The organism is Pseudomonas cannabina, from assembly GCF_900100365.1.
Taxonomy (GTDB): Bacteria; Pseudomonadota; Gammaproteobacteria; order Pseudomonadales; family Pseudomonadaceae; genus Aquipseudomonas; species Aquipseudomonas cannabina.
In genome coordinates this window covers 4476162-4498927 of the sequence record NZ_FNKU01000001.1, presented here as the reverse complement: position 1 = coordinate 4498927, position 22766 = coordinate 4476162, and the positions used below count along the sequence as shown (strand labels likewise).

Here is a 22766-nt window from a genome sequence, read left to right as displayed (position 1 = left end):
GAGCACTCTGCGTATGGATGCATTTTTGGACGCTCCGCGTCCGGTCTTGACTCTGCGGCGTGGCGCAGATCTATGACGCGGAGCGCCACGAAGGGCAGTCTGCTGGAGCGTGAGGAAAGATAGGTGCTCCAAGTCCCCTGTCAACGCACCAGATGCAGAAACTGCATATGCCGTTCGTACTGGTCGAGTACGTCGTTGATCACCTGTTCCTTGGTGTAGCCCACAAGGTCGTAATCCTGGCTGCCTTCGCTCAGGTGAACTTCGGCGCGGTAGTAGCGGCAGTTGTTCAGCTGTTTGGAGCCCATGCCGCCGCGCGCGAACGACGGTGTGAAGAAGCCTTTCATCTGCACCTGGTAGATGAAAGGGCGCTCTTCGCCATGGCCGATCTCCAAAGTCACCGAGTCGTTGGACGGGTCAGGCACGTTGACGACGCTCAAGCCCTTCTCGACAAACACCGCCGTCACTTCTTCAATCGCCGGGCGCACGGTCTGGTCGAGGAAGCGGTACACCTCGTCTCGCGACGGGTAATGCACAGCCTGGCTCAGGCGCTGACGCCAGCCGCCGCGACGTGAACCGGATACCGGGGCCAGCGAGTACAGCTGCGCGATTTTGCGCTGGGACTCCATGACGAACGCCTTGTGCAGGCCCCACATCATCAGCAGCAGGATCAGCGAGAACGGCAGCGAGGTCAGCACTACCGCCGATTTCAGCGCATCGATACTGCCCGAGAACAGCAGGCCGCTGGTGATCAGCGCCGTTGCCACACCCCAGAACACACGCAGCCATTTCGGCCCGTCTTCGTCGGGGTTGCCGCCTTTGGCCGAAAGCGTCGACAGCACCACAGTGCCGGAATCGGCAGAGGTGACGAAGAACACAAAGCTGATGAACATCGTGACGGCAATAACCGTTTTGCTCCACGGGTAGGTTTCCAGCAGCAAGTACAGCGTCATCGAAGGGTCATCGATCGCCGACTGGCCCAATGCAACCATGCCGTGGTTGAGCACCTGATCGATTGCGCTGTTGCCGAAGATCGACATCCACGCCAGGGTGAAGCCCAACGGAATCAGCAGCACACCGAAAACGAATTCACGGATGGTCCGGCCACGGGAAATACGCGCGATGAACAGGCCCACGAACGGCGCCCAGGCAATCCACCAGGCCCAGTAGAACACGGTCCAGCCGCCCAGCCAGTCACTCGGCTCGTTGTAGGCATAGACGTCGAAACTCTTGCTCGGCAGCGCGCCCAGGTAGTCGCCGATGTTCTGCACTAGCGTGTTGAGCAAGTGCTGAGTAGGACCTGCAAACAGCACGAACAGCAGCAGCGCGCAGGCCAGCAGCATGTTGATGTCGGACATGACGCGCACGCCCTTGTCGACACCGGCGATGGCCACCAGAATCGCCGCGCCCATCATCAAAGTGATCAGGCCGACCTGAATCCAGTGGGTATGCGCCACGCCAAACAGGTAATCGAGACCGGAATTAAGGTGCAGCACCCCGAAACCCATGTCTGCGCCCAGGCCGAAGATGGTCGCGATAATGCCGAAGCCATCGACGGCATAGCCGATAGGTCCATTGATGCGCTTGCCGATCAGCGGATACAGCGCCGAACGCAGGGCCAGCGGCAGGTTGTGGCGATAGGCGAAGTAGGCCAGCGCCATGCCGACGAAGGCAAACACGCCCCAGCCATGCAGGCCCCAGTGCAGAAACAGCAACTGCATGCCCTGACGCGCAGCTTCGGTGGTGCCGCCCTCGCCTTGTGGCGGTTGCAGCAAATGCGTCAGGGGTTCTGAAACGCAGAAAAAGAACAGCGTGATGCTGATCCCGGCAGCGAACAGCATGCCGGCCCACGACAGGTAACTGAACTCGGGTTCGTCGTGGTCGGCACCGAGCTTGATCTTGCCGAAGCCCGACAAGGCGGTGACCACCACGAAGACCAGATAGAGGGTCATGACCAGCATGTAATACCAGCCGACCGTATTGGCCGCTCAGTTCTGTGCGGCCAGCAGCCAGGCACCGCTGGCTTGCGGGAAGGCGATGACAACGATGCCGAAGATCAGGATGAAGCTCGCAGCGAAGTAGAACATTGGGGCGTTCATGCGGACCATTCCGCTGGGAGGTGTACTCGTGGCACTCATCGAGAACGTACCTCCAGACTGATAAAACCAACTGCAAAAAACGGATACGGCAAGGGTAAGCCTCCAGTTGTGAGCGGGCAGCGAACCACCGGTTTAACTTGAATGAACGTTCAATTTAAACATGAAAGCGCCTGCGAAGACTAATCGCAGGCCGGTGAACGCTGGCTCAGGCCTCGGTATGACGTGCGGCAGAGCGCGTTCGTTCCCATGCCAGAGCGAGGCAATCAGGCAGCTGTAAAGTCGCTACTGACCGCTAATGCTTCCGGCCTCGCAACCCTGTGCACACTCTGCGCACCAATCTGTTACCGGCCGCCTCAAAACGGCGCAAAACACTCATCGGGTAACGTCACTCGTCGTGCGTCAGGAATTTCCGTCAGATCGTAATATCCCTCCCGATGCCCTGATTACGGGGCTTTCACAGCGCTGTAAGAATCAAAAAAGCAGCGCGGTACAAAGTTGGTCTTTTGATTGCATATGCTTGTATGTACAAGTAGAGACAGGCCAGCCAACCTGTGCTCCACCGGACTGAACCAGCCTGCTTCGCCAGGCACTGCCCGCCCTTCATGGGGCTGATCTGGACTGATCGCTGAGGATTTTTTTGTGACCGAGAATAATCAAGACCTGAAGCAGGACTGGACCCGCCACCGCGAAGGTGTTGTACGGGCTGCTCGCGGCACTCAATTGACGGCCAAGAGCTGGATGACCGAAGCGCCGCTGCGCATGTTGATGAACAACCTTGACCCGGAAGTCGCCGAAAACCCCAATGAACTGGTGGTTTACGGTGGTATCGGTCGCGCAGCGCGCAACTGGGAGTGCTACGACAAAATTGTCGAAAGCCTCACCCGGCTCAACGATGACGAAACCCTGCTGGTGCAGTCCGGTAAGCCGGTCGGTGTGTTCAAGACCCACAGCAACGCCCCGCGCGTACTGATCGCCAACTCCAACCTGGTACCGCACTGGGCCAGTTGGGAACATTTCAACGAGCTGGATGCCAAGGGCCTGGCGATGTATGGCCAGATGACCGCTGGCAGCTGGATCTACATCGGCAGCCAGGGCATCGTTCAGGGCACTTACGAAACCTTCGTCGAAGCCGGTCGTCAGCACTATGACGGTAACCTCAAAGGCCGCTGGGTGCTGACCGCAGGCCTGGGCGGCATGGGTGGTGCACAGCCGCTGGCCGCGACACTGGCCGGGGCCTGCTCGCTGAACATCGAATGCCAACAAAGCCGCATCGATTTCCGCATCAAGACGCGCTATGTCGACGAGCAAGCGGCTGATCTGGACGACGCACTGGCGCGCATCGCCCAATACACCGCCGAAGGCAAAGCCATTTCCATCGCCCTGTGCGGCAACGCGGCGGACATTTTGCCGGAAATGGTTCGTCGCGGTGTACGTCCGGACATGGTCACCGACCAGACCAGCGCCCACGATCCGCTCAACGGCTACCTGCCCAAAGGCTGGACCTGGGACGAGTACCGCGCCCGCTCGGTGAGCGAGCCGGCCGAGGTGGTCAAGGCCGCCAAGCAGTCGATGGCCGAACACGTCGAAGCCATGCTCGCGTTCCAGCAAGCCGGTATTCCGACCTTCGACTACGGCAACAACATTCGTCAGATGGCCAAAGAAGTCGGCGTGACCAATGCCTTCGATTTCCCCGGTTTCGTGCCGGCCTACATCCGCCCGTTGTTCTGCCGTGGTATCGGCCCGTTCCGCTGGGCCGCGCTGTCGGGCGACCCGCAGGACATCTACAAGACTGACGCCAAGGTCAAGGAACTGATCCCGGACGACGATCACCTGCATAACTGGCTGGACATGGCCCGCGAGCGCATCAGTTTTCAGGGCTTGCCAGCGCGTATTTGCTGGGTCGGCCTGGGTCAGCGCGCCAAGCTGGGCCTGGCGTTCAACGAAATGGTCCGCAGCGGCGAGCTGTCGGCACCGGTGGTGATCGGCCGCGACCACCTGGACTCCGGCTCGGTCGCCAGCCCCAACCGCGAAACCGAATCCATGCGTGACGGCTCCGACGCCGTCTCCGACTGGCCACTGCTCAACGCCCTGCTCAACACCGCCAGCGGCGCGACCTGGGTGTCACTGCACCACGGTGGCGGCGTCGGCATGGGCTTTTCGCAGCATTCCGGAATGGTCATTGTCTGTGACAGTACGGACGAAGCCGCCGAACGCATCGCCCGTGTACTGCACAACGACCCGGCCACCGGCGTGATGCGCCATGCCGATGCCGGTTACGACATTGCTATCGAGTGCGCCAAAGAGCAGGGCTTGAACCTGCCGATGATCGGACGTTAGGAGTTTCGCGGTTATCAAACCGACAAACTCGGGAGCGGGCATAAGCATGCCCATGGGCCGGATGCCTGATTGAAGCTGCCGTCATCCATTTCACGCTTGGGAGCATCGACAATGAACATGAAAAAAGCCCTGTTGACCACATGGGTATCCGCAGGTTTGCTCGCCAGTGCAGGCGCAAGTCAGGCTGCCGGCTGGTGCGAATCAGGCAAACCGGTGAAGTTCGCCGGCCTGAACTGGGAAAGCGCGATGCTGTTGACCGACATGCTTCAAGTCATTCTGGACAAGGGTTACGGCTGCGCTGTCGACGCCCTGCCCGGCAACTCCATCGCCATGGAAAACGCCCTGAGCACCAACGATATTCAGATTTTCGCCGAAGAATGGGTCGGTCGCAGTGAAGTCTGGAACAAGGCTGCCGCTGCCGGGAAAGTGGTCGGTGTCGGCGCGCCCATCGTCGGCGCTGTCGAAGGCTGGTACGTGCCGCGTTACGTGATCGAAGGTGACGCCAAGCGCAAACTGGAAGCCAAGGCAACCAACCTGAAATCCATCAGCGATCTGGCTCAGTATTCGGCGGTGTTCAAGGATCAGGAAGAGCCCGGCAAAGGCCGCTTCTATAACTGCCCGGCGGGCTGGACCTGCGAGCTGGAAAACAGCGAAATGCTCAAGAGCTACGGACTGGAAAACAAATACACCAACTTCCGCCCCGGCACTGGTCCTGCGCTGGATGCGGCTATTCTGTCCAGCTACAAACGTGGCGAGCCGATCCTGACCTACTACTGGTCGCCAACGCCGTTGATGGGCCAGGTGGATCTGGTGCGTCTGGAAGAGAAAGCCGGGGTCAACAAGACCATCGACATCAAAGTCGGTGTGTCCAAAGTGTTCCACGAACAGGCACCTGAGCTGATCGCGGTACTGGAAAAGGTCAACCTGCCTATCGATTTGCTCAACCAGAACCTGGGGCGCATGGCCAAGGAACGCATCGAATCGCCAAAGCTGGCGAAGATTTTCCTGAAAGAACACCCGGAAGTCTGGCACAAGTGGGTCAGTGAAGACGCCGCGAAGAAGGTGGACGCCTCGCTGTAAACGCCGGGGCAGCCAGCCTGACGAGCCGTCTGCCCTGACCGTTGACCCGAAACACCTCATTTGAGAGCCGCTTATGTTCCCTGAAAGCTTCACTTTCTCGATCGCCAACTGGGTCAACGACGGGGTCGACTCGTTGGTGACTCAGTATGGCGATGTGTTCCGGCACATCTCCGACACCCTGCTGTGGGCCATCGTCAACCTCGAAAGCCTGCTGCGCATGGCCCCGTGGTGGCTGATGCTGATCATAGTCGGCGGTATCGCCTGGCACGCGACGCGCAAGATCATCACCACGGTGGTGATCGTCGGCCTGCTGTTTCTGGTCGGCGCGGTCGGGTTGTGGGACAAGCTGATGCAGACCCTGGCGCTGATGCTGGTCGCCACGATCATTGCGGTGCTGATCGGCATTCCGCTGGGCATTCTCTCAGCGCGCAGCAATCGCCTGCGCTCGGTGCTGATGCCGCTGCTGGACATCATGCAGACCATGCCCAGTTTCGTTTACCTGATCCCGGTGCTGATGCTGTTCGGTCTGGGCAAAGTCCCGGCGATTTTCGCCACCGTGATCTATGCCGCCCCGCCGTTGATTCGTCTGACCGATCTGGGCATTCGTCAGGTCGATGGCGAAGTGATGGAAGCGATCAACGCCTTCGGCGCCAATCGCTGGCAACAACTGTTCGGCGTGCAACTGCCGCTGGCCATGCCGAGCATCATGGCCGGTATCAACCAGACCACCATGATGGCGCTGTCGATGGTGGTCATCGCGTCGATGATCGGCGCACGCGGGCTGGGCGAAGACGTGCTGGTGGGCATTCAGACCCTCAACGTCGGACGCGGGCTGGAAGCGGGACTTGCCATCGTCATTCTGGCGGTCGTCATCGACCGCATCACGCAGGCCTACGGCCGCCCACGGCATGAGGCGCACAAATGAGTAGCGTGGAACCGAACAAGATCGTCGTCAAAAACGTGTTCAAGATTTTCGGCAACCGCTCGAAGGAAGCGCTGGCGCTGATCAAACAGAACCAGAGCAAGGATCAGGTGCTGGCGCAGACCGACTGCGTGGTCGGGGTCAACGATCTGTCGCTGTCAATCGGCAGTGGCGAGATCTTCGTCATCATGGGCCTGTCCGGCTCCGGCAAATCGACGCTGGTGCGCCACTTCAACCGGCTGATCGACCCGACCAGCGGCGAGATTCTGGTCGATGGCGAAGACATCCTGCGCTACGACATGGAAGCCCTGCGCCAATTCCGGCGGCACAAGATCAGCATGGTGTTTCAGAGCTTCGGCCTGCTGCCGCACAAGACCGTGCTGGCGAATGTGGCCTACGGCCTGAAAGTGCGCGGCGAGAGCAAAGCGCTGTGTCAGGAGCGCGCGCAGCATTGGGTCACAACCGTTGGCCTGAAAGGCTACGAAAACAAATACCCACACCAGCTTTCCGGTGGCATGCGCCAGCGCGTTGGCCTGGCGCGAGCACTGGCCGCAGACACCGACATTATCCTGATGGACGAAGCGTTCAGCGCCCTCGACCCGTTGATCCGCGCCGAGATGCAGGACCAGTTGCTGGAACTGCAAGCCAGCCTGCACAAAACCATCGTGTTCATCACCCACGACCTGGACGAAGCGGTGCGCATCGGCAATCGCATTGCGATTCTCAAGGACGGGCGATTGATTCAGGTCGGTACGCCGAAAGAAATTCTTCACTCGCCCGCCGACGATTACGTGGACCGTTTCGTTCAGCGCCGCGTGGCCACCCTTTAAGGACTGTTGCAGATGTCGCGAGCAGAACAGATCGTCATCGGTGAAGCCCCGTTGGGCTGGCAGGACGTCGTCGCCGTGGCCCGACATGGCGCGCCATTGCGCCTGTCGGACGCCGCATGGGCGCGAGTCGATAACGCCCAGGCCATCGTGCAGCAGATCGTCCTCAGCGGCGAGCGCGCGTATGGCGTGAACACCGGGCTCGGCGCGCTGTGCAACGTGTCGCTAGAGGGCGAACAACTCAGCCGTCTGTCGCGCAATACCCTGCTCAGCCACGCCTGCGGCGTCGGTGCGCCGCTGGCCGATGAACAGACCCGCGCGATCATCTGCGCCGCCATTCTCAACTACAGCCAGGGCAAGTCCGGCATTCACCGGCAAGTGGTCGAAGCGCTGCTGGCCTTGCTCAACCGGGGCATAACGCCACAAGTGCCCTCGCAGGGTTCGGTGGGTTATCTGACCCACATGGCGCACGTTGGCATCGCGCTACTGGGCGTGGGTCAGGTCAGTTATCGCGGGCAGATCGTCCCGGCTGTGCAGGCGTTGAGCGAAGAAGGTCTGGCACCGGTAATATTCGGCGCCAAAGACGGGCTGTGCCTGGTCAACGGTACGCCCTGCATGACCGGCCTGAGCTGCCTGGCTATCGCCGATGCCGAGCGTCTGAGCCAGTGGGCCGACGTGATCGGCGCCATGACTTTTGAAGCCCTGCGCGGCCAACTCGATGCGTTCGATGAAAGCATTCTCGCGCTCAAGCCGCATCCGGGCATGCAGCAAATGGGCAAGAACCTGCGCAGCGTGTTGGCAGGCAGCGACGTGCTGGCCAGCAGCCAGGGCATTCGCACGCAGGACGCACTCAGCATTCGCTCGATTCCTCAGGTTCACGGCGCGACCCGCGACCAACTGGCCCACGCCATTCGCCAGGTCGAGACCGAGCTGAACTCGGTCACCGATAACCCGATGCTGCTCGGCACGCCCGACGCCTGGCGCGTGGTGTCTCAGGCCAACCCGCATGGCCAGTCGGTAGCGATGGCGGCGGATGTGCTGTGCATGGCGATGGCCGAACTGGGCTCTATCGCCGAGCGGCGGCTGGATCGCCTGATCAACCCGCTGGTCAGCGGCCTGCCGGCGTTTCTGGTCAGCCAGCCGGGGGTCAACTCGGGAATGATGATTGTCCAGTACGTCGCCGCCTCGTTGTGCGCGGAAAACCGCCAGTTGGCCCAGCCCGCAGTGGTCGACAACTACGTCACCTCCGGCCTGCAGGAAGATCACCTGAGCCTGGGCACCAGCGCCGCGCTCAAGCTGCACAAGGTGCTGGGCAATGCCACACAGATTCTGGCCATCGAGTATTTGCTGGCAGCGCAGGCGTTCGAATTTCTAAAGACGCAACGTTTTGGCGTCGGTACGGACATGGCCTGGCGGCTGCTGCGCGAGCGGGTTCCGGCCTACGACGAAGATCGCTGGCTGGCCCCCGACATCGCCAGCAGCGCTGCGCTGCTCACAGACGAAACATCGTTGGAAAGGGTTTTCCAGCACTGCCGCGATCATGCGCCAGACCAATAAAAAGCAGCTGACGGCCAAAAACCGTCGCTGACATCAATCAAGGAGTAGCTGCATCGTGACCACTTCATCTGCCAAGACGCTGAACCTGATCCCCGGCCAGTTGACCCTGGCGCAGCTGCGCGCCATTCATCGGCAGCCGGTTGTCCTGTCGCTGGACAGCAGCGCGAACCAGCAGATCGACGACAGCGTTGCCTGCGTCGAGCGCATTCTGGCCGAGAACCGTACTGCCTATGGCATCAACACCGGTTTCGGCCTGCTGGCCTCGACGCGGATCGCCAGCGAAGACCTGGAAAACCTGCAGCGTTCGCTGGTGCTGTCGCATGCGGCCGGTGTCGGCAAACCGATCAGCGATGATCTCGTGCGCTTGATCATGGTGCTCAAGGTCAACAGCCTGAGCCGCGGCTTCTCGGGGATTCGTCGGGTGGTGATCGATGCGCTGATCGCGCTGATCAATGCCGAGGTTTATCCGCACATCCCGCTCAAGGGCTCGGTCGGCGCCTCCGGCGACCTGGCCCCGCTGGCGCACATGTCGCTGGTGCTGCTGGGCGAAGGCAAGGCACGCCACAAAGGTGAATGGCTGAATGCCGTCGACGCACTTGCCGTTGCTGGCCTGCAACCGCTGACCCTCGCCGCCAAGGAAGGGCTGGCGCTGCTCAACGGTACCCAGGTTTCCACCGCTTATGCGCTGCGCGGTTTGTTCGAGGGCGAAGACCTGTTTGCCGCCGCGCTGACCTGCGGTTCGTTGACTGTCGAAGCGGTGCTCGGCTCACGCTCGCCCTTCGATGCACGGATTCATGCAGCGCGCGGTCAGCGCGGGCAAATCGATGCGGCAGCCTGCTACCGCGATCTGCTGGGCGAAAGCAGTGGCGTGTCGGAGTCGCACCGCAACTGCGACAAGGTTCAGGACCCCTACTCGCTGCGCTGCCAGCCACAGGTGATGGGCGCATGCCTGACCCAGTTGCGTCAGGCTGCCGAGGTACTGGAAATCGAGTCCAACGCGGTGTCCGACAACCCGCTGGTGTTCGCCGCCGAGAACGACGTCATATCCGGTGGCAATTTTCATGCGGAGCCGGTCGCCATGGCGGCGGACAATCTGGCGCTGGCCATCGCCGAGATCGGCTCGCTCAGCGAACGGCGTATTTCGCTGATGATGGACAAGCATATGTCGCAGCTCCCGCCCTTCCTGGTGGCCAACGGAGGCGTCAATTCCGGGTTCATGATCGCGCAGGTCACGGCCGCCGCGCTGGCCAGTGAAAACAAGGCGCTGGCCCATCCGCACAGTGTCGACAGCCTGCCGACCTCCGCCAATCAGGAAGACCACGTGTCGATGGCTCCGGCTGCCGGCAAGCGGTTATGGGAAATGGCAGAAAACGTTCGCGGGATTCTTGCCGTAGAATGGTTGGCTGCCTGCCAGGGGCTGGACTTGCGCGAGGGGCTGAAAACCTCTCCGAAGCTGGAACAAGCCCGCAGCCTGTTGCGCAGCAAGGTCCCGTTCTATGAAAAGGACCGCTTTTTTGCACCGGACATCGAAGCTGCCAGTCAGCTGTTGTCTTCCACTTGCCTGAACCCGCTGGTTCCTGCACGTCTGCTACCGAGTCTGTGATGCACCGTGAGCCTGGCAGGGCTCGCTTTGGTCATCGCTGCGGGAAGCCGGATGCAGGCGCTCTCGCGGCTTTTGCCATACCTGTAATGAAATGGACCTGAAATGACGTCACAAGATGGTTTGAAACGCGGGTTATCCGCCCGCCACATCCGCTTCATGGCCCTGGGCTCTGCCATCGGCACAGGGTTGTTCTACGGCTCGGCCTCGGCGATTCAACAGGCCGGTCCCGCGGTACTGCTGGCCTACCTGATCGGCGGCGCGGCGGTGTACATGGTGATGCGCGCACTCGGCGAGATGGCCGTTCACGACCCGGTGTCCGGTTCGTTCAGCCATTACGCCACGCGCTATATGGGCCCGCTGGCCGGTTTCGTGCTGGGCTGGACCTACGCCTTCGAGATGATCATCGTCTGTCTCGCCGACGTGACCGCCTTCGGCATTTACATGGGCTTCTGGTTTCCGGAAGTACCGCGCTGGATCTGGGTACTGGGCATCGTGTTCCTGATCGGCGCGCTCAACCTATACAACGTGAAGGTCTTCGGCGAAACCGAATTCTGGCTGTCCATCCTCAAAGTCAGCGCCATCGTGGCGATGATCGTGGCGGGCTTCGGCATCATGATTTTCGGCATCGGCAGCTCGACCAGCGGCACTGAAATCGGCATCAGCAACCTGTGGGCGCACGGGGGCTTCATGCCCAACGGCGTGGCTGGCCTGATCGCCTCGTTCGCCGTGGTGATGTTCGCTTTCGGCGGCATCGAGATCATCGGTATCACCGCCGGTGAGGCCAAGGACCCGCAGCGCAGCCTGCCGCAGGCGATCAACGCCGTGCCACTGCGCATTCTGCTGTTCTACGTGCTGACCCTGTTTGTGCTGATGTGCATCTACCCTTGGCCGCAAATCGGCACCCAAGGCAGCCCGTTCGTGCAGATTTTCGACAATCTGGGCATCGCTTCGGCGGCGACCATTCTCAACATCGTGGTGATCTCGGCGGCCGTTTCAGCGATCAACAGCGACATCTTCGGCGCAGGACGCATGATGTACGGCCTGGCGCGTGATGGTCAGGCACCTGCAAGCTTTGCGCGCCTGTCGCGTCAGGGCGTGCCGTGGATGACCGTGCTGGTAATGGGCGTGACGCTGCTCGGCGGCGTGCTGCTCAACTACCTGATCCCCAAAGACGTGTTCCTGCTGATCGCCTCGCTGGCAACCTTCGCCACGGTCTGGGTCTGGCTGATGATCCTGCTGACTCAGGTCGCCATGCGCCGTTCGATGAACCGCGAAGAAGCCGCACAGCTGAAATTCGCTGTGCCGTTCTGGCCTTACGGGCCCGCCGCCGCGATCGTATTCATGCTGTTCATCTTCGGCGTGCTGGGCTATTTCCCGGACAACCGTGCAGCCTTGATCGTCGGCGCAATCTGGATTGTGCTGCTGCTCATCGCCTACGGGTTGTGGGTCAAGCCAAAGGCGCTCAACAAAACCTATTGAACCGAGAGGCCCGGAATGAAAACGCTCTGGAAACACTGTCACATCGCAAGCATGGCACACGGCAAATACTCGATCATCGAGGATGCCGCCATCGTGACCTCCGGAGCGCTCATCGAGTGGATCGGGCCTCAGGCTGAGCTGGTCGAACCGGAACATGACAACTGCATCGATCTGGGCGGCGCATGGGTGACGCCCGGCCTGATCGACTGCCACACGCACACGGTGTTCGGCGGTAACCGCAGCGGCGAGTTCGAGCAACGTTTGCTGGGCGTGAGTTATGCCGAAATTGCCGCAGCAGGCGGCGGCATCGCCAGCACAGTGCGCGCGACTCGCGCCGCCAGTGAAGATGAGCTGTACGCCAGCGCCGAGCGTCGTCTGCGGCACTTGCTCAAGGACGGCGTGACCACCGTCGAGATGAAATCAGGCTACGGGCTGGACCTGGAGAACGAGCGCAAGATCCTTCGCGTGATCCGTCGTTTGGGCAACACGCAGCCGGTCACCGTGCGCGCCACCTGCCTGGCCGCCCACGCCCTTCCCCCGGAATACGCCGACCGCGCCGACGACTACATCAAGCACATCTGCAACGACATGCTTCCAGCGCTGGCGGCCGAAGGGCTGGTGGACGCGGTGGATGCGTTCTGCGAATACCTGGCGTTCTCACCTGCGCAGGTCGAGCAGGTGTTCATCACGGCCGGGCAATTGGCGCTGCCGGTGAAACTGCATGCCGAGCAGCTTTCTTCACTGGGCGGGTCGAGCCTGGCAGCGCGCTACAAGGCACTGTCGGCGGACCATCTGGAGTTCATGACCGAAGACGACGCCATCGCCGTGGCCGCTGCCGGAACCGTCGCCGTGCTGCTACCGGGGGCGTTCTACTTCCTGCGGGAAACACAGCTGCCGCCGATGGACGCGCTGCGCAAGCACGGCGTGCCGATTGCCATCTCCACCGACCTGAACCCCGGCACTTCGCCCGGCCTGTCGCTGCGCCTGATGCTCAACATGGCCTGCACGCTGTTCCGCATGACGCCTGAAGAGGCGCTGGCGGGCGTGACGTTCAATGCCGCCAAGGCATTGGGCATGAGCGCGACACACGGTTCGCTGGAGGTCGGCAAGGTGGCGGATTTCGTCGCCTGGAACATCGAACGACCAGCTGATCTGGCGTACTGGCTGGGCGGCGATCTGGACAAACGTATCGTGCGCCACGGCGTCGAGTCATCGATCTGAAGGAGTCTGCACTGTGGATAACGTTCTGACATTCAACCGTGGCCGCGTCCCGCTGCTGATCAGCATGCCGCATGCCGGCCTGAAGCTGACGCCGATGGTCGAAGCGGCTTTGGTGGACGAGGCGCTGAGCCTGCCAGACACCGACTGGCACATCCCGCGTCTGTATGACTTTGCTGCCGAACTGGGCGCGAGCACCCTGGCTGCGGAGTATTCGCGTTTTGTCATTGATCTGAATCGGCCGTCAGACGACAAGCCGATGTACGTGGGTGCAACAACCGGCCTGTTTCCGTCGATCCTGTTTGACGGCGTGCCGCTGTTCAAGGAAGGCCAGACGCCGAGTGCCGAAGAGCGCGCACGGTATCTGGAGCAGATCTGGACGCCCTATCACCAGACGCTGGAACAGGAACTGCAGCGGATGCGCGATGAGTTCGGCTATGCGCTGCTGTTCGACGCCCACTCGATTCGCGGACACATTCCGCACCTGTTCGATGGTCGGCTGCCGGATTTCAATCTGGGCACTTTTAACGGGGTCAGTTGCGACCCGGAACTGGCCAGTCGAATGGAGCAGGTCTGCGCAGCGGCCAAGGATTACAGCCATGTGCTGAACGGACGCTTCAAGGGCGGCCACATCACCCGCCACTACGGCGACCCGGCCAACAACATCCACGCCGTGCAACTGGAGCTGGCGCAAAGCACCTACATGGATGAGTTCGTGCCCTTCCACTACCGCCCAGACCTGGCCGAACCGACTCGCGCCGTGCTCAAACCGCTGCTGAAAACCTTTATTGCCTGGGGGCAGGAGCGGTTTGGCTGACAACGTCGGACGCAGAGCGTCCAGAAAGGCGCTACCACGCGGAGCGTGGGAGCGATAACAAAGTCTGCTTTTGTTTCTGGCCGAAGGCCGTGGGAGAGGACCGGGCGACGCTTCGCTCGTCCGCGAAAAAGCCGGCATATTCTCCGAAAATGCATCGTCTGAACCACCGTCTTCGCGAACAAGTTCGCTCCCACGCCCTTCGGGCAGAAGCCTGAAAGCCCTGTCTTCCGGGCTCTTCAAGACTTATTCTTGAGCAATCGCAACCCGTTGAACACCACCAGCAAACTCACGCCCATGTCGGCGAACACGGCCATCCACATGGTCGCCATCCCCGCAAAGGTGATACCGATGAACAGCACTTTGGTCGCGATGGCCAAGGTGATGTTCTGTTTAAGCACCGCCGAGGTCTGGCGAGACAGCCGAATGAACGTCGGGATCTTGCGCAGATCATCGTCCATCAGGGCGACATCCGCCGTTTCGATTGCCGTGTCAGTCCCCGCAGCCGCCATCGCAAAACCAATCTCGGCTCGTGCCAGTGCCGGTGCGTCATTAATGCCGTCGCCCACCATGCCCACGCGATGATTGCGCGCATAAAGCGCTTCGATGGCACTCAGTTTGTCGGCCGGCAGCAGGTTGCCCTGCGCCTCATCGATCCCGACCTGATCGGCAATCGCCTTGGCGGTGTGCGGGTTATCGCCGGTCAGCATGACAGTCTTGATACCCAGTTCATGCAACTGAGCAATGGCTTCACGGCTGGTTTCCTTCACCGTATCGGCCACTGCGAACAGCGCGATCGGACCGGACGCATCCAGCAACAGCACCACGGTCTTGCCCTGCATTTCCAGCGCATCCAGCCTAGCTTCCAGCTCTGGCGAACACAGCCCCAGCTCTTCGACCAAGCGGTGGTTGCCCAGGTGATACATCTGGCCGTTCACTTCGCCCTTCACGCCCCGCCCGCCCAAGGCCTCAAATGCAGTCACCTCGTGCAACGTCAGGCTGTCGTCAGCGGCCTTGGCAATTGCCTGAGACACCGGGTGATCGGAGCGACCGGCAAGGCTCGCGGCGATGGCCGGTGCACTGTCGGCGACCGTTGGGTCCAGCGGCATGTAGTCGGTCTGCACCGGCTTGCCGTGGGTCAGGGTGCCGGTCTTGTCGAGGGCCAGGTAATCAAGCTTCTCGCCCATCTCCAGATAAACGCCGCCCTTGATCAGAATGCCCTTGCGCGCTGCGGCTGCCAGACCACTGACAATGGTCACCGGCGTAGAAATCACCAGTGCACATGGGCACGCGACGACCAGCAAAACCAGCGCCCGGTAGATCCAGTCAAACCATTCGCCGCCAAAAAACAGCGGCGCAATCAGCGCCACGCCCAAGGCGACAACGAACACCACCGGCGTATAGATGCGCGAAAAGCTGTCGACAAAACGCTGAGTCGGCGCGCGCGAACCCTGGGCCGCTTCCACCGCATGAATGATGCGCGCCAGTGTCGAGTTGTTCGCCGCAGCGGTGACGCGATACTCCAGCGACCCCGCCTGGTTGATAGTGCCCGCGAAGACTTTATCGCCAATGGTTTTCTCGACCGGCAGGCTTTCACCGGTGATCGAGGCCTGATCGATGGTCGAGTTCCCGGACACCACCTCACCGTCCAGCCCGACGCGCTCACCCGGCTTGATTCGGACAATAGCGCCCAGTTCGACGTTTTTGGCTTCAATTTCCTGCCAACTGCCGTCCGCCTGCTTGACGGTCGCCAGTTCCGGCGTCAGTTGCATCAGGCCGCTGATCGCGTTGCGGGCGCGGTCCAGGGATTTGGCTTCGATCAACTCGGCCACGGTGAACAGAAACATCACCATCGCCGCTTCCGGCCATTGACCGATCAGAATCGCGCCGGTCACCGCAATGCTCATCAGGGCATTGATGTTCAGGTTGAAGTTTTTCAGCGCGATCCAGCCCTTCTTGTAGGTGGTAAGCCCACAGCTGAAAATCGACACCAGCGCCAGCAGTGCAACGACCCAGGTCGGCCCGAGCGAAGCCAGATGGACCACTTCGGCGCCCAGTGCTGTCACGCCGGACAAAGCCAATGGCCACCAGTGTTTTGCCGGCGCAGGAGCCGATGCGGCAGGCGCAGCGCCCTCTTCGACCGGCTCGGCCTGCATGCCCAGCGAGCTGATGGCCTCGCGAATCGGGTCGGTGGACGGCAAATCATGCCAGACGCCCAGCAGGCGGTTGATCAGGTTGAATTCAAGCTTCTGCACACCGGCCAGCTTGCCGAGCTTGTTCTGGATCAGGGTCTGCTCGGTCGGGCAATCCATCGCTTCGATGCGGAAGTTGCTCAAGCGGCTACCGGATGTCGGCGCATCGGTAAACGTCACCACAGCAGGTTGCGCATCGCTGGAGCAGCACGAATGCGCAGGCTCTACGGGCTTCTGCTCGTGTTCGTGCGCCCCGTGATCATGGTTATGATCGTGGTCATGTGCGGGTGGATTCTTGATGGTCGTGCTCATTTTTTGCGCTCCAGGATTCTGCTTGTTGCCAAGTGAACACCCTGTAGCCACTATAGGGTCAAGCACTCAATCGAGATGAGTCCATATGAAAATCGGCGAACTGGCAAAACTGACCGACACCCAGGTCGAAACCATCCGTTATTACGAACGCGAAGGCCTGCTGCCGGCCCCCGCCCGCAGCGACGGCAACTACCGGCTGTACACCCAGGCGCACATGGAACGCCTGTCGTTCATCCGCAATTGCCGCAGCCTGGACATGACCCTGGAAGAAATCCGCAACCTGCTCAATCTGCGCGACAGCCCGCAAGACCAGTGCGAAAGCGTCAATGCGCTGATCGACGAACACATCGAACACGTCAACGCCCGGGTCGCCAGCCTGCAAGCACTCCAGGAACAACTGCTCGACCTGCGCCGCCGCTGCAGCGATGGCGTGGCAGAGCACTGCGCGATACTGGAGAGGCTGGAAGTGACGGGCGCTGTTGCAGCGCCCGAGGGCGAGGCTTCACATGTGGGCAGGAGTCATGGGCATTGAGGTGGGTTTGACATCTCTCGTTTAACGCTGTGCAGCCTGCACCACCGCCTCAAGCTCAGCGATCGCCTTTACGAGCTGATCTTTGGCAGCTTTCTCTTTCGCAGCCTCTTCACCCGCCCGCTCAGAATCAACGCGCTTGAACGCTTCGCGTACTTCCTCGCTGAATACGCTGATCGAGACGATATTTTCCTGCCGAAAACCAATAGGCCTGAGCGGTGTATCGCTTGGATAATCAGTCGTGTAAACGACTTTAAGGGTGTCTTTATCCCGATAGCCACTGACGGTAGGTATGAGCAGAATCTCCTGATTCACACCCGTCACTTCGGTAGGGGCCCCGACGTCCATGATGTAGCCGACGTAGACCTTTCGATCCTCCATCGTGATCATTACTTCGTCCTTTTCGACAAACGCATCGAAAAGAGTCGAGCAGATAGGGCTGTGCTCTACAGACTCACCCAGCAGATAGACCGCAATTTCTTCTTTTTTACTGGCGCCCAGTTGCCACTTGAGAATCCTCACAGTAAGAAAAGCTCCCAGGCTTGGCATCGCCAAGGTCAGTAAACCTGCCAGGGCAAGGAACACACCCACCTGGCTAAAATTCCTGCCAGTGATGTCGAAGTCCTGCCCCATTTGACCTAAAGCGCCCATGAAATCGGTGTTCACGGCAAAACAGACTGGCGAGGCCGCGTTTGCCGTCTGGAGCCACTGGGGGCATAACACACCCCAGTCATGCGAGAACAGGCCTGCAAACGCTCCGGTTACAAACATGGCCGCCAGAAAGCAGTAAATACCATACCGCCCCACCAGCAAGTAAAGCATCTGGCCTTCATAGCGATGCAGCCTGCAATAAACGGTGGGATCCTTCAGGCACACCAGAAAGCCACTGACGAGTAGTGGCAACAGAAGTAAAAAAGCCATTTATCAGGATTCGGTTTGCGCAGTGACCAGTTTTTTAGCCTTATCGCGGGAGGAACGAACCAAGCCTTCGATTTCTTTGGCGTCCATGGACATGCGACCACCCCTTACTACAAGAGTGTCGATGCTCTTGATTGCCTGCATGAGGGCTGCGTCTTCAGCCTTCTTCGTATCACTACGATGTCCAATCCGATTGAAAAACATAGTCGATTCCATTGAACAGGGTCAGGGGGTGTGCGCTGAAACTATAGCACAGCGCTAGATTCGCTCTCTTACGGGCTCAGACCGCCATCGGCGCGGTCATCGCCGGGTGGTGCTGGTAGCCTTCCAGCGAAAAGTCCGAGGGCTCGATCAGCTCCAGCCACTCAGGCTGATAAACGCCAGTCTTGGCGAATTCAGGCACGCGGTCGGAAATCACCAGTTTTGGCATTGGGTACGGCTCGCGGGTCATTTGCTCGTTGAGCATGTCCAGATGGTTCTCGTACACATGGGCATCGCCGATGAAATAGGTGAACCAGCGCGGCGTGTAACCGGTCAGGCGGCCGATCAGGCTGAGCAGTGCCGCGCCTTCGGTCAGATTGAACGGCGTACCGAGGCCCAGGTCATTGGAGCGGATGTACAGCGTCAGGGAGATCTCGCGGGTTTGCGGGTTCGGGTGCAGCTGGTACAGCAGGTGGCACGGCGGCAGGGCCATTTCATCGAGCTGGGCGCAGTTCCAGCCGTGGAACAGGATGCGGCGGCTGCCTGGGTCATTGATGATGGTGTCGACGCACTGGCGAATCTGGTCGATGGCCTTGTACAGCACCACGAACGACTGGCCATCTTCTTCCGATTCGGCAATCTGGCGATAACCTTGACCGAGCGCCAGTTCGATGGCTGCCACGTTGCCCGCGTCGATGCGCTTGTACGCTGGCCATTTACGCCATTGCACACCATAGATCTCGCCCAGATCGTCCTCGCCCTTGCGGAACGGGTTGTTCAGCCATTGAGCGTTTTCGTTGGCGTTCTGGTCCCAGACCTTGCAGGCCAGCTCACGGAATTCAGCGGCATTGCTCACGCCACGCAGAAAACCGACCATCTCGCCGATGGCGGATTTGAATGCCATGCGGCGGGTGGTGATCGCCGGAAAACCTTCCTGCAAGTCGTAACGCAGCATGGCACCCGGAAAGCTGATGGTGTTCACGCCGGTGCGGTTGGCTTGCAAGGTGCCGTGCTTGATGACGTGGGCGACCAGTTCCAGATATTGCTTCATAAATCACCTGCGTTGTTGAACGCGCCGGGCATTGTGACCCGGCGTTTCGGTGTTAAACCGCTGCCTTGCTGGCAGCCGGGTCGCGCTTGTAGGCCAGCCAGATCAGGAACAGACCAGCGATGATCATCGGCAGGCTGAGGATCTGACCCATGGTGACCCAGCCCCATGCCAGATAACCCAGCTGGGCATCAGGAACGCGGACGAACTCGACCACAAAGCGGAAGATGCCGTAGAACAGCGCGAACATGCCGGAAACAGCCATAGTCGGGCGCGGCTTGCGGGCGTACAGATTGAGGATGATGAACAGTGCGACGCCTTCCAGCGCGAACTGATACAGCTGCGACGGGTGGCGCGCCAGTTGCGCAGGGTCGCTGTACGGCGGGAAAACCATGGCCCACGGCACGTCGGTCGGCTTGCCCCACAGCTCGGCGTTGATGAAGTTGCCAATACGCCCGGCACCCAGGCCGATCGGCACCAGCGGGGCGACGAAGTCCATCAGCTGGAAGAAGCTTTTGCCATTGCGCTTGCCGAACCACCAGGCAGCGATCATGACCCCGACAAAGCCGCCGTGGAACGCCATGCCGCCCTTCCAGACTTCAAAGATGAGCAGCGGATTGGCGATGTACGCTGACAGGTCGTAGAACAGCACGTAGCCCAGCCGCCCACCGACGATCACGCCCATGGCCAGCCAGAAAATCAGGTCGGAGAGCTTTTCCTTGGTCCAGGTCGGGTCGAATTTATTCAGACGACGCGACGCGAGCAGCCAGGCGCCACCGATGCCGACCAGGTACATCAAACCGTACCAGTGAATTTGCAGCGGGCCGATAGCGACGGCTACCGGGTCAATCTGCGGGTAAGGCAGCATTGCGAATCCTCAATTGGAACGCTCTAGCGAGCGACTGAATCAGGCGCGCATGTTACCGGAGCCCGGCAGGATGCTCTAGCGGCGACCGATGGAAGCTGGCTGAACAAAGTGAAAAAAGATCCGCCTGATGTGTCCAGCCGTGCGGTATCGCTCCCACGCTCCGCGTGGTAGCGCCTTTCTAGACGCTCTGCGTCCGGTTTTGAAACAGGCGGCGCATGGGTGAGAGTGACCGCAGCGGCGATCCGCATTGCTCACAAACAGGTCGGTGCAGCCGCTGAATATTCACTGATCAGTCAGCCTGCTTTCGCGAGCAAGCTCGCTCCCACAAGTGAACATCATCCTGTGGGAGTGGCCGGGGCGGCGATCCGCATTGCTCACGAAGGGGCCGGTACAGCCAATGAAGATTTGCTGAACAATTAATCCGCCTTCGCGAACAAGTTCGCTCCCACAGGACTTATAGGCAGGTGCAAACTAGTGCCCTTTGACCGAGCTCGGGTTAATCATGCGCGACAGACCGAGGTTTTTCAGTGCCAGTTGCAGCGAGCTGCTGATGACTTGCGGGTTATCGTTGGTCATCAGTTGCGCCAGCAGTTCCTTGGCTTTACTGAGGTTGATCTGGCGCAGCATCCACTTCACTTTCGGCAAGTTGGTGGCGTTCATCGACAGGCTGTCGAAGCCCATTGCCATCAGCAGCACGGCCGCAGCCGGGTCGCCGGCCATTTCGCCGCAGATGCTCACCGGTTTGCCCTCGGCATGCGCATCACGCACGACGCTTTGCAGCGCCTGAAGTACCGCCGGGTGCAGGTAATCGTAGAGATCGGCCACCCGCGGGTTGTTACGGTCGACTGCCAACAGGTACTGGGTCAGGTCATTGGAGCCGACCGAGAGGAAGTCCACCTGGCGCGCCAGATCCCGAGTCTGGTAGACCGCAGCCGGTACTTCGATCATCACGCCCACAGGCGGCATTGGCACGTCGGTGCCTTCGTCGCGCACTTCGCCCCAAGCGCGGTGGATCAGGTGCAATGCTTCTTCCACTTCGTGGGTGCTGGAAATCATCGGCAACAGAATGCGCAGGTTGTTCAGGCCCTCGCTGGCCTTGAGCATGGCGCGGGTCTGGACCAGAAAGATTTCCGGGTGGTCGAGGGTGACGCGAATACCGCGCCAGCCAAGAAACGGGTTGTCTTCCTTGATCGGGAAGTAGGACAGCGACTTGTCACCACCGATATCCAGGCTGCGCATGGTCACCGGCAGTGGATGAAAGGCTGCCAGTTGCTCGCGATAAATCGCCAACTGTTCTTTTTCGCTCGGGAAACGCTGATTGATCATGAACGGCACTTCGGTGCGGTACAGACCAACGCCTTCGGCGCCTCGCTGCTGGGCGCGAGCCACGTCAGCCAGCAAACCGGTGTTGACCCACAACGGCATGCGATGCCCGTCGAGAGTGACGCACGGCAGTTCGCGCAGCGCATCCAGGCCTTGGGAAAGCTGACGCTCCTCCTCAACCACCTTGCCGAACTGCTTGCGCATGATTTCGCTGGGGTTGGTGAAGACTTCGCCGTGATAGCCATCAACGACCAGGCTGATGCCATCGACCTTGGAATACGGGAAATCCACCAGCCCCATGACCGTCGGGATGCCCATGGCGCGGGCCAGAATCGCGACGTGGGAGTTGCCGGAGCCCTGCACCGAGACCAGACCGACCAGTTTGCCTTCCGGCACTTCGCCCAGCATGGCCGGGGTCAATTCTTCACTGACCAGAATCGTGTTGTCGGGATAAACCAGTGTCTGTTCCCGCGCTTCCTGGAGATAGGCCAGCAGACGGCGGCCCAGGTCCTTGACGTCCGAAGCCCGCTCGCGCAGGTAGGCGTCGTCCATCAGTTCAAACCGTTTTACGTGCTCGCTGACCACCGAGCGCAATGCACCCTGCGCCCACTGGCCGGTCTTGATGACGTCGGTCACCTCACTACCCAGCGAGGCGTCGTCGAGCATCATCAGGTAGACATCGAACAGCGCACGCTCTTCAGGACGCAGCTGCGTAGCGAGTTTGGCCGACAGGGTGCGCATGTCACTGCGCACGCCTTCCAGTGCGTTCTGGAACAGCGCCAGCTCGGCAGCGATGTCAGTGACGGTCTTGTCCGGGACCACTTCCAGATCGGCGGGCGGCAGCATGACCACCGCCACACCGACCGCTGCGCCCGGCGAACCGGCCACACCGACGAATTTGGCTTCCTGAATGCCCTTGCCCTGGCGACCCAGACCACGAATCGAGCCCGTCGCCTCGGCGTGCGCGATAACGCCCGCCAGTTGCGCACTCATGGTGACCAGGAAGGCTTCTTCGCCCTCGTCGAACTGACGACGCTCCTTTTGCTGGATGACCAGTACACCGACCACACGACGGTGGTGGATGATCGGCGCGCCCAGAAAAGACGCGTAACGCTCTTCACCGGTCTCGGCGAAGTAGCGATAACGCGGGTGATCGGCGGCGTTTTCGAGGTTCAGCGGTTCTTCGCGCGTACCGACCAGACCGACGAGGCCTTCGTTCGGCGCCATGCTGACTTTACCGATGGAGCGCTTGTTGAGGCCTTCGGAGGCCATCAGCACGAAACGGTTCACTTCGGCATCGAGCAGGTAGACCGAGCAGACCTGGCTGCCCATGGCCTCCTTGACGCGCAGCACAATAATGCCCAACGCCGCCTTGAGATCCTTGGCGGAGTTAACTTCCTGGACGATCTTGCGCAGCGTATTGAGCATGGCTCGGGGTCGAA

General features: G+C 60.6%; 17 protein-coding genes and 1 pseudogene. 11 read left to right on the top strand and 7 right to left on the bottom strand.

Annotation, left to right across the window (positions count from 1 at the left end):
• Positions 1-140: 140 nt before the first annotated feature.
• Positions 141-2096: pseudogene (betT, locus tag BLT55_RS21335) on the bottom strand (choline transporter BetT).
• A 639-nt stretch (positions 2097-2735) separates the two neighbouring features.
• Between betT and hutU the strand changes: the two are divergent.
• The 9 genes from hutU (at position 2736) to hutG (ending at position 13936) form a co-directional block, all read left to right on the top strand.
• On the top strand, positions 2736-4433 hold the full coding sequence (gene hutU / locus BLT55_RS21330; protein ID WP_055000468.1) for a urocanate hydratase: 1698 nt from the start codon (positions 2736-2738) through the stop codon (positions 4431-4433).
• Between the two features lie 111 nt (positions 4434-4544).
• Positions 4545-5513: an ABC transporter substrate-binding protein gene (locus tag BLT55_RS21325; protein WP_055000467.1), complete on the top strand. Its 969-nt coding sequence runs from the start codon at positions 4545-4547 to the stop codon at positions 5511-5513.
• A 73-nt stretch (positions 5514-5586) separates the two neighbouring features.
• Positions 5587-6438, top strand: a complete 852-nt coding sequence (locus tag BLT55_RS21320) for an ABC transporter permease (protein WP_007252759.1) — start codon at positions 5587-5589, stop codon at positions 6436-6438.
• Positions 6435-7265 carry a quaternary amine ABC transporter ATP-binding protein gene (locus BLT55_RS21315; RefSeq protein WP_055000466.1) on the top strand — a complete coding sequence of 277 codons (831 nt, stop codon included), beginning with the start codon at positions 6435-6437 and terminating at the stop codon, positions 7263-7265. The genes BLT55_RS21320 and BLT55_RS21315 overlap by 4 nt, the downstream gene beginning before the upstream one ends.
• 12 nt (positions 7266-7277) lie before the next feature.
• Entirely contained in the window at positions 7278-8819 is a 1542-nt protein-coding gene (locus tag BLT55_RS21310) for an HAL/PAL/TAL family ammonia-lyase (RefSeq protein WP_055000465.1), read from the top strand.
• Between the two features lie 55 nt (positions 8820-8874).
• On the top strand, positions 8875-10422 hold the full coding sequence (hutH, locus tag BLT55_RS21305) for a histidine ammonia-lyase (RefSeq protein WP_055000464.1): 1548 nt from the start codon (positions 8875-8877) through the stop codon (positions 10420-10422).
• Between the two features lie 102 nt (positions 10423-10524).
• Entirely contained in the window at positions 10525-11901 is a 1377-nt protein-coding gene (locus tag BLT55_RS21300) for an amino acid permease (RefSeq protein ID WP_055000463.1), read from the top strand.
• Between the two features lie 15 nt (positions 11902-11916).
• Positions 11917-13122 (top strand): imidazolonepropionase, encoded by a 1206-nt coding sequence (gene hutI / locus BLT55_RS21295; protein WP_055000462.1) that lies wholly within the window; start codon positions 11917-11919, stop codon positions 13120-13122.
• Between the two features lie 13 nt (positions 13123-13135).
• The gene (gene hutG / locus BLT55_RS21290) at positions 13136-13936 is read left to right on the top strand and encodes an N-formylglutamate deformylase (RefSeq protein ID WP_055000461.1); all 801 of its coding nucleotides are present in this window, start codon (positions 13136-13138) and stop codon (positions 13934-13936) included.
• 236 nt (positions 13937-14172) lie between these two features.
• Here hutG and BLT55_RS21285 read toward each other — a convergent pair whose 3' ends face one another.
• Positions 14173-16437, bottom strand: a complete 2265-nt coding sequence (locus BLT55_RS21285) for a heavy metal translocating P-type ATPase (RefSeq protein ID WP_055000460.1) — start codon at positions 16435-16437, stop codon at positions 14173-14175.
• An 85-nt stretch (positions 16438-16522) separates the two neighbouring features.
• Between BLT55_RS21285 and cadR the strand changes: the two genes are divergently transcribed.
• The gene (gene cadR / locus BLT55_RS21280) at positions 16523-16969 is read left to right on the top strand and encodes a Cd(II)/Pb(II)-responsive transcriptional regulator (protein ID WP_055000459.1); all 447 of its coding nucleotides are present in this window, start codon (positions 16523-16525) and stop codon (positions 16967-16969) included.
• 21 nt (positions 16970-16990) lie between these two features.
• Here the strand turns inward: cadR and BLT55_RS33545 are convergent, their stop codons facing one another.
• From BLT55_RS33545 to lgt, 4 genes are all read right to left on the bottom strand, one after another.
• Positions 16991-17887, bottom strand: a complete 897-nt coding sequence (locus tag BLT55_RS33545) for a hypothetical protein (RefSeq protein ID WP_055000458.1) — start codon at positions 17885-17887, stop codon at positions 16991-16993.
• A gap of 3 nt (positions 17888-17890) precedes the next feature.
• Positions 17891-18088, bottom strand: coding sequence for a hypothetical protein (locus tag BLT55_RS21270; protein WP_005737084.1), 198 nt, complete (start codon positions 18086-18088; stop codon positions 17891-17893).
• Positions 18089-18164: 76 nt separating this feature from the next.
• Positions 18165-19136, bottom strand: coding sequence for a thymidylate synthase (locus BLT55_RS21265; RefSeq protein ID WP_055000457.1), 972 nt, complete (start codon positions 19134-19136; stop codon positions 18165-18167).
• 52 nt (positions 19137-19188) lie between these two features.
• Positions 19189-20001 carry a prolipoprotein diacylglyceryl transferase gene (lgt, locus tag BLT55_RS21260; RefSeq protein WP_055000456.1) on the bottom strand — a complete coding sequence of 271 codons (813 nt, stop codon included), beginning with the start codon at positions 19999-20001 and terminating at the stop codon, positions 19189-19191.
• Positions 20002-20220: 219 nt separating this feature from the next.
• Here lgt and BLT55_RS21255 point away from each other — a divergent pair, with 219 nt between their 5' ends.
• Positions 20221-20421 carry a hypothetical protein gene (locus BLT55_RS21255; protein WP_139206421.1) on the top strand — a complete coding sequence of 67 codons (201 nt, stop codon included), beginning with the start codon at positions 20221-20223 and terminating at the stop codon, positions 20419-20421.
• 51 nt (positions 20422-20472) lie between these two features.
• On the opposite strand, the gene ptsP is transcribed toward BLT55_RS21255, so the two are convergent.
• Positions 20473-22752: a phosphoenolpyruvate--protein phosphotransferase gene (gene ptsP, locus BLT55_RS21250; protein ID WP_007252748.1), complete on the bottom strand. Its 2280-nt coding sequence runs from the start codon at positions 22750-22752 to the stop codon at positions 20473-20475.
• Positions 22753-22766: the final 14 nt, after the last annotated feature.

Excerpts from the sequence above, each read along its gene's own strand:
- BLT55_RS21285 (WP_055000460.1), bottom strand. The coding sequence starts at position 16,437 with ATGAGCACGACCATCAAGAATCCACCCGCACATGACCACGATCATAAC.
- ptsP (WP_007252748.1), bottom strand. The coding sequence starts at position 22,752 with ATGCTCAATACGCTGCGCAAGATCGTCCAGGAAGTTAACTCCGCCAAG.
- BLT55_RS21270 (WP_005737084.1), bottom strand. The coding sequence starts at position 18,088 with ATGTTTTTCAATCGGATTGGACATCGTAGTGATACGAAGAAGGCTGAA.
- BLT55_RS21310 (WP_055000465.1), top strand. The coding sequence starts at position 7,278 with ATGTCGCGAGCAGAACAGATCGTCATCGGTGAAGCCCCGTTGGGCTGG.
- cadR (WP_055000459.1), top strand. The coding sequence starts at position 16,523 with ATGAAAATCGGCGAACTGGCAAAACTGACCGACACCCAGGTCGAAACC.
- BLT55_RS21320 (WP_007252759.1), top strand. The coding sequence starts at position 5,587 with ATGTTCCCTGAAAGCTTCACTTTCTCGATCGCCAACTGGGTCAACGAC.
- BLT55_RS33545 (WP_055000458.1), bottom strand. The coding sequence starts at position 17,887 with ATGGCTTTTTTACTTCTGTTGCCACTACTCGTCAGTGGCTTTCTGGTG.
- hutI (WP_055000462.1), top strand. The coding sequence starts at position 11,917 with ATGAAAACGCTCTGGAAACACTGTCACATCGCAAGCATGGCACACGGC.
- BLT55_RS21315 (WP_055000466.1), top strand. The coding sequence starts at position 6,435 with ATGAGTAGCGTGGAACCGAACAAGATCGTCGTCAAAAACGTGTTCAAG.
- BLT55_RS21265 (WP_055000457.1), bottom strand. The coding sequence starts at position 19,136 with ATGAAGCAATATCTGGAACTGGTCGCCCACGTCATCAAGCACGGCACC.
- BLT55_RS21300 (WP_055000463.1), top strand. The coding sequence starts at position 10,525 with ATGACGTCACAAGATGGTTTGAAACGCGGGTTATCCGCCCGCCACATC.
- lgt (WP_055000456.1), bottom strand. The coding sequence starts at position 20,001 with ATGCTGCCTTACCCGCAGATTGACCCGGTAGCCGTCGCTATCGGCCCG.
- BLT55_RS21325 (WP_055000467.1), top strand. The coding sequence starts at position 4,545 with ATGAACATGAAAAAAGCCCTGTTGACCACATGGGTATCCGCAGGTTTG.